Source organism: Cupriavidus sp. R6-3, from assembly GCF_059772245.1.
On sequence record NZ_JCBAJO010000245.1, the window covers coordinates 1 to 6680 of the forward strand.

Here is a 6680-nt window from a genome sequence, read left to right on the forward strand (position 1 = left end):
CCTGGCCTGGCTGTCGCGCGCGCGCACGCCGTTGCGGCTGGTGCCGGTCGAGGACCTGCTGGCCGATGTCGAGCAGCCCAACCTGCCGGGCACCACCAGCGGCCATCCGAACTGGCAGCGCCGGCTGCGCTTCGATGTGCAGGCGCTGTTCAGCCAGACCGGAGTCCAGCGGCGCATCGAGGCACTGCGCTCGGGCCGTGCGCCCAAGGGTTGAGCGGCCGAACGACACCGCGCGTCCGCACGCCTTCGCGCCCTCCCGCCCTCGCGACCTCGCGACCTCGCGACCTCACGCCCGGACGGCTGGGCGCCGGACGCCATACCGTCATACCGTCATAACGTCATACCGCCATACCGTCTTGGCGCGGGGCCACGCCGCCCGCCCCTGGCGCGCCGCTTGCATGGCAAGGTCGGAACGATCGCGATCTGCCAACACAAGGTATTACCGTGCGAACCGTACTTGTCGTCGACGACGATCCCGCCGTGGCCCATGCAGTGGCCAGCGCCCTGAGCCGCGCGGGATTTAGCGTCGAGTTGGCCGAAGATGGGCTGGCCGGCTTCGATGCGGCCCAGCGGCTGCACCCCTCGGTGGTGGTCACCGACTGGGTGATGCCGCGCGGCGACGGCGCGCTGCTGTGCCATCTGCTGCTGGGCGATGCGTCGCTAAGTCGTACACCGATTGTCGTTTTCTCCAGCATCCAGACCATGCCCGAGGTGCCGAATCCGAACGTGCGCTACTGCCGCAAGCCGTGCGCGCCGGAAGCGCTGATCCGCACCATCGACGAGCTGCTCGAACACAGCTGAACCGCGGGACACCGCCCTCCCCGCGCTCGCCGCACCAGTTGCACAGGCTGCACCAGCCGGCCCCGCGGGCCAGCTGCCCCAGCAGCCCCAGCCGCCTCACCCATGCCAGCCGCACTGCCTCGCCAGCGGCACTAGCCGCGGCCAGCCGCCGCGCTCTGCCCTTCGAGCAACGCCAGCAGCCGGGTCTCGTCCATGCTCAGCGCCCTCACCGCGCGACGGCACTGCCCGCAGGCCGCCATCTTCTCGTTCATATAGGCGTCGACCACGGTCGGGTGGACATAGCACTGCCGGCATACCGCCACGGTATTGCGCAGGCGCCGGGCCACGACCTTGATGGTGGCCGCCACCGCGCGCTTGCGGGCGGCCTCGGTTTCCGCCGCCGGCGCCTTGCGCAGTTCGGCCAGCGCATGCACGCTGCCGGCCCAGGTGCGGAAGTCCTTGGCGGTGAAGTCCTCGCCGGCCACCTCGCGCAGGTACGCGTTGACATCGTCCGAGCCGACCTCGCGAAGCTCGCCGTCCTCGTCGCGGTACTTGAACAGATGCTGGCCCGGCAGGTCCGCGCAGGTGCGCACCAGCCGCGCAAGCTGGCGGTCCTGCAGCGTGACGTCATGCTCGACGCCGCTCTTGCCGGTGAACAGAAAGCGCAGCCGGCTGCCGCGCACCTGCACGTGGCGGCGGCGCAGCGTGGTCAGGCCATAGGTGCGGTTCTGGCGCGCGTAGCGGCGGCTGCCGACCCGCACCAGCGTGGCGTCGAGCAGCAGCAGCACGGCGGCCAGCACCTTCTCGCGCGGAATGCCATTGCGCTGCAGGTCGCGCCGGGCGCGCCGCCGCAGCCGGGGCAGCGCACGGCCGAACGCGAGCAGGCGGTCGTACTTGTTCTCGTCGCGCAGCGCGATCCAGGCGGGGTGGTAGCGGTACTGCTTGCGGCCGAGGGCGTCGCGGCCGGTGGCCTGGATATGGCCGCGGGGGTCGGGGCAGATCCAGACGTCCTGGTAAGCGGGGGGAATCGCCAGCGCGTCGATGCGGGCGATGGTGTCGCGATCGCGGATGCGGGTGCCGTCCGGCGCGAAATAGGCGAAGCGGCCGCGCACCAGGCGCCGCGTGATGCCGGGCCCGGTGTCGTTGACATAGCGAACGCCGGACGGCAATGTCTCGCGCGCCGCCGCTGCCGCGGTCGCTGCCGTGGTCGCTGCGGTGGTTCCTGCTGTCGTCCCTGCTGTCACGCTCTCAGCGGCCGGCGTCGAAGCGCGCATCGTGGCTCCCGTCTCCACCCTTCCCGTCCGGCGCCGTGGCCGCGCCGTTCTGGCGCCGTTGCAGCGCCGCTCTTTGCGCCGTGTCGCGCCGTTCCTCGGGATGGCATTCCGACATTAGTCCGGGGCGGCGCCCGATGCATCCCGCCGCGCGCGCAATCGTTTGTAGGAATGGGACGACATGGGCGCGAACCAAGCCCCCGATCTTCCTAACCGTTTTCTACAAACTCACCAATAATTGGCAAGAACTGCCCGGCGCCCTACCCGTCCGGGCCAGCAAAACCCGCTTACCCGGGGCAAGGTACGTCTCTTGCAACTCCCTCCGGTTTTCCCAACCGGAGGACCGCCATGTCGCAAGCCGCCCGGGCCCAGCTCGCCGAAACCATGCCCGCCGACAGCCACGAGGACACCCGCACCGCGATGTCGGGCGCGACCATCCGCCGCGCCTTCCTCGACCATGTCTTCTACACGCAGGGCAAGCTGCCCGGCCTTGCCAGTCCCAACGATCTGTATCAGGCACTTTCCCATACGGTGCGCGACCGGCTGGTGCAGCGCTGGATCAGTACCGCGGAAACCTATCTGGGCCAGCCCTCGCGCACGGTCGCCTACCTGTCGGCCGAATTCCTGCTCGGTCCGCACCTGGGCAACAACCTGGTCAACCTGGGCATCTTCGACGAGGTCAAGGAGACCATGGCCGAGCTCGGCCTGGACCTCGACACGGTGCTGGCGCAGGAGCTGGAGCCCGGGCTGGGCAACGGGGGCCTGGGCCGGCTGGCCGCGTGCTTCCTCGATTCGCTGGCGACCATGCAGATCCCGGCGCTCGGCTACGGCATCCGCTACGAGTACGGCATCTTCCACCAGTCGATCATCGACGGCATGCAGGTCGAGAGCACCGATACCTGGCTGCGCCATGGCAATCCGTGGGAAATCCAGCGCTCCGAATGGGCGGTGCAGGTCAAGCTGGGCGGCCAGACCGAGCACTACACCGACGACCGCGGCCACTACCGGGTGCGCTGGGTGCCGGCCAAGACGGTGGTCGGGGTGCCGTTCGATTCGCCGATCCTCGGCTATCAGGTCAACACGGTCAACACATTGCGGCTATGGCGGGCGGAGGCGACCGAGGCCTTCGACTTCGGCGTGTTCAATCGCGGCGACTACCTGGGCGCGGTCAGCAAGAAGGTGACCTCCGAGAACCTGACCAAGGTGCTCTACCCGAATGACGAAACCGAGCAAGGCAAGGAGCTGCGGCTCGAGCAGCAGTATTTCTTCGTGTCGTGTTCGCTGCAGGACATGCTGCGGCTGCTGGACGCGCACGGCATTCCGGTCACGCGCTTCCACGAGAAGTTCGCCGTCCAGCTCAACGACACCCATCCGGCCATCGGCATCGCCGAACTGATGCGGCTGCTGGTCGACGAGCATGGCGTGGCATGGGACGAGGCCTGGCAGATCACCCGGCAGGCCTTCGCCTACACCAACCACACGCTGCTGCCGGAAGCGCTCGAGATGTGGCCGCTGCCGCTCTTCCAGCGCACGCTGCCGCGCCATCTGGAAATCATCTACGAGATCAACGCGCGCTTCCTGCATGAGGTGCGCATCCGCTTCTTCGGCGACGAGTCCCAGCTGTCGCGCCTGTCGCTGATCGACGAGCGCGGCCAGCGCCATGTGCGGATGGCGCATCTTGCCTGCGTCGGCAGCCATACCATCAATGGTGTCGCCGAGCTGCATTCGCGGCTGATGCGCGAGGACGTGCTGAAGGACTTCTACGCCATGTGGCCGGAGAAGTTCACCAGCATCACCAACGGCGTCACGCCGCGGCGCTGGCTGGCGCTGTCCAATCCGCGGCTGTCGCGGCTGGTGTGCGAGTCGATCGGCGACGGCTGGATCGGCGACCTCGACAGGCTGCGCGAACTGGAGCCCTACGCCGACGACACGGGCTTTCGCGACCGGTGGCAGGCGGCGCGGCGCGAGAACAAGGAAGACCTGGCGCGGCTGGTGCGCGAGACCACCGGCGTGGTGATCGACCCGTCGTCGATGTTCGACGTGATGGTCAAGCGCATCCACGAATACAAGCGCCAGCATCTGGCGGTGCTGCACATCGTGGCGCTGTACCACCGGATCAAGTCCGACCCGAACGCCGACATCGTGCCGCGCACCTTCTTGTTCGCCGGCAAGGCCGCCCCGGGCTACCACTACGCCAAGCTGATGATCCGGCTGATCACGTCGGTGGGCGACGTCATCAACCGCGATCCGCAGGTGCGCGACCGGCTCAAGGTGGTGTTCCTGCCCAACTTCAATGTGACCTATGGGCAGAAGATCTATCCGGCCGCCGACCTGTCCGAGCAGATCTCGCTGGCCGGCAAGGAGGCCTCGGGCACCGGCAACATGAAGTTCGCGATGAACGGCGCGATCACCATCGGCACGATGGACGGCGCCAATATCGAGCTGCGCGAAGCGATCGGCCCCGACCACTTCTTCCCGTTCGGCCTGTCGGCCGCCGAGGTCTACGCGCTGAAGGCCGCCGGCTACCGGCCCGCCGCATGCTACGAGAGCCATGCCGAGCTGCGCGCCGTGATCGACCTGATCGGCCAGGGCTTCTTCTCGCGCGGCGATCCGTCGGTGTTCCAGCCGATCTTCGGCGGGCTGCTGCAACACGATCCCTATATGTTGCTGGCCGACTTCGCCTCCTACCTGCATTGCCAGCAGGATGTGTCGGTGGCGTTCACCGACCAGGCGCGCTGGCAGCGGATGTCGGTGCTGTCGTGCGCGCGCTCGGGCCGTTTTTCGTCCGATCGTGCGATTCGCGAGTACTGCGAGCGGATCTGGCGGGTGAAACCGGTGCCGGTGCCGCTGCTGCATCGCGCCGCGATGAGCACGGCGGGTACCCGCCACAAGGGCGGCCCCGGCATGTAGTTCTTACACCGGCCGACGGAGGCTTTGCGCAGTGCTTGTTTCAACAGTTACGAACCGGTTACGCAAACCGTTGAACGCAAAGCCTTTGCGAAACATCCGCCACGCTGGCATGCCATTCGCATGGCATCAACGCTTCACGCGCCGACGCCATGCAACGACGCTCCGCGAGTGAAGCGCAACAGCGGCGGTGCAGCCCGACCGCCGCCCCACCACCAGCGCATTCAGAATGGCGGAGATCAACTTGAACACGAACGTGCTATTCGTGGCGGCCGAGGCCATGCCCTTGGCCAAGACAGGCGGCTTGGGAGATGTCGTCAGCGGGCTGGCCCGCGCCCTGCAGCAGCGGGGCCTCGATGTCACGATCCTGATGCCGGGCTATCCGCAGGCCCTGGCCGGCGCCGTGGGGCTGCGCAGCCTCGGCGCGCTGAAACTTGCCGAGAGCGCGCCCGGGCTGGCGCTGGCACCCGGGCATAGTGCGATGCGGCTGATGGCCGGTCGGATGCCGGGCAGCAACGTGCAGGTCGCCCTGCTCGATTGCCCCTCGTTCTACGACCGCGCCGGCACGCCGTACACCGACCCGACCGGCCGCGACTTTGCCGACAACCCGCAGCGCTTCGCGGCGCTGGCGCATGCGGCGACCGCCATCGCCGCAGGCCGCACGCCGCTGCCGGTGCCCGCCGCCGTGCACGCGCACGACTGGCATGCCGGGTTGACGCCGCTCCTGATGCGCGCCGCCGGTCTCGACACGCCGAGCATCATCACGATCCACAACCTCGCCTTCCAGGGCATCTTCCCGCTGTGCCTGGCGGGGCAGCTTGGCCTGCCGGAAGACTGCCTGACGTCCGACGGCGTCGAGTTCTGGGGCAAGCTCAATTTCCTCAAGGCGGGCATCCGCTACGCCGACCGCGTCACCACGGTCAGCCACAACTATGCGCAGGAGATGCTGACGCCGCAGTTCGGCCACGGGCTGGAAGGACTGCTGCAGGCGCGGCGCGATGTGCTGGGCGCAATCCCGAACGGCATCGACACCGAGGACTGGGACCCCGCCAGCGACGATCTGCTGCCGCACTGCTACACGCCCAATTCGATGGCCGGCAAGCGGGCCTGCAAGGCGGCGCTGCAGAACCGCTTCGGGCTGCCGGCCGATCCGGCCGCGCCGCTGGTCGCGATGGGCAGCCGCCTGACGCACCAGAAGATGGCCGACGTGGCGCTGGGCGCCATCGAGCGCGCGCTGCAGGCCGACGACAGCGTGCAGTTCGCCGTGCTGGGCTGCGGCGAGGCCGCCATCGAGCGCGGCTTCGAGGCGCTGGCCGCGCGTTATCCGGACCGCGTCGGCGTGTCGATCGGCTACCGCGAGGAAACCGCGCACCTGCTGCACGCGGGCGCCGACGTGCTGCTGCACGGCAGCCGCTTCGAGCCCTTCGGCCTGACCCCGGTCTATGCGATGCGCTACGGCACGGTGCCGGTCGCCTCGCGTGTCGGCGGCCTGGTCGACACGGTGCGCGACGCCGGCCATGGGTCGACACCGCGGCCCGGCGCGACCGGCTTCCTGTTCGACGGCGAGACCGCCGAGGCGATGAGCGCGGCGATCGAGCGGGCGCTGCAATGGCTGCGGCGGCCGCGCGCGTGGAAGGTGCTGCAGCGCGCCGGCATGCAGGCGCTGTTCTGCTGGACGCAACCGGCCGAGCAATACCTGTCGCTGTACAGCGCGCTGTCGCC

At 68.8% G+C, this 6680-nt stretch carries 5 protein-coding genes; 4 read left to right on the plus strand and 1 reads right to left on the minus strand.

Translation table 11 applies throughout. The features are described from left to right. Both AC6EI8_RS22825 and AC6EI8_RS22830 read left to right on the plus strand, forming a co-directional pair. A partial coding sequence (locus AC6EI8_RS22825; protein WP_498382949.1) for a 4-alpha-glucanotransferase occupies window positions 1–214 on the plus strand: 214 nt, incomplete at its 5' end. Window positions 215–444: 230 nt separating this feature from the next. Next, complete coding sequence (locus tag AC6EI8_RS22830; protein WP_187829073.1) at window positions 445–801, plus strand: response regulator; 357 nt, start codon at window positions 445–447, stop codon at window positions 799–801. A 131-nt stretch (window positions 802–932) separates the two neighbouring features. Here the strand turns inward: AC6EI8_RS22830 and AC6EI8_RS22835 are convergent, their stop codons facing one another. Further along, window positions 933–2054: a DNA topoisomerase IB gene (locus tag AC6EI8_RS22835; protein WP_498382950.1), complete on the minus strand. Its 1122-nt coding sequence runs from the start codon at window positions 2052–2054 to the stop codon at window positions 933–935. 381 nt (window positions 2055–2435) lie between these two features. Between AC6EI8_RS22835 and AC6EI8_RS22840 the strand changes: the two genes are divergently transcribed. Together AC6EI8_RS22840 and glgA are read left to right on the plus strand one after the other, a co-directional pair. Next, complete coding sequence (locus AC6EI8_RS22840) at window positions 2436–4961, plus strand: glycogen/starch/alpha-glucan phosphorylase (RefSeq protein WP_498382952.1); 2526 nt, start codon at window positions 2436–2438, stop codon at window positions 4959–4961. Window positions 4962–5202: 241 nt separating this feature from the next. Further along, the coding region (gene glgA / locus AC6EI8_RS22845) for a glycogen synthase GlgA (RefSeq protein WP_498382951.1) at window positions 5203–6680 on the plus strand (1478 nt) is incomplete at its 3' end.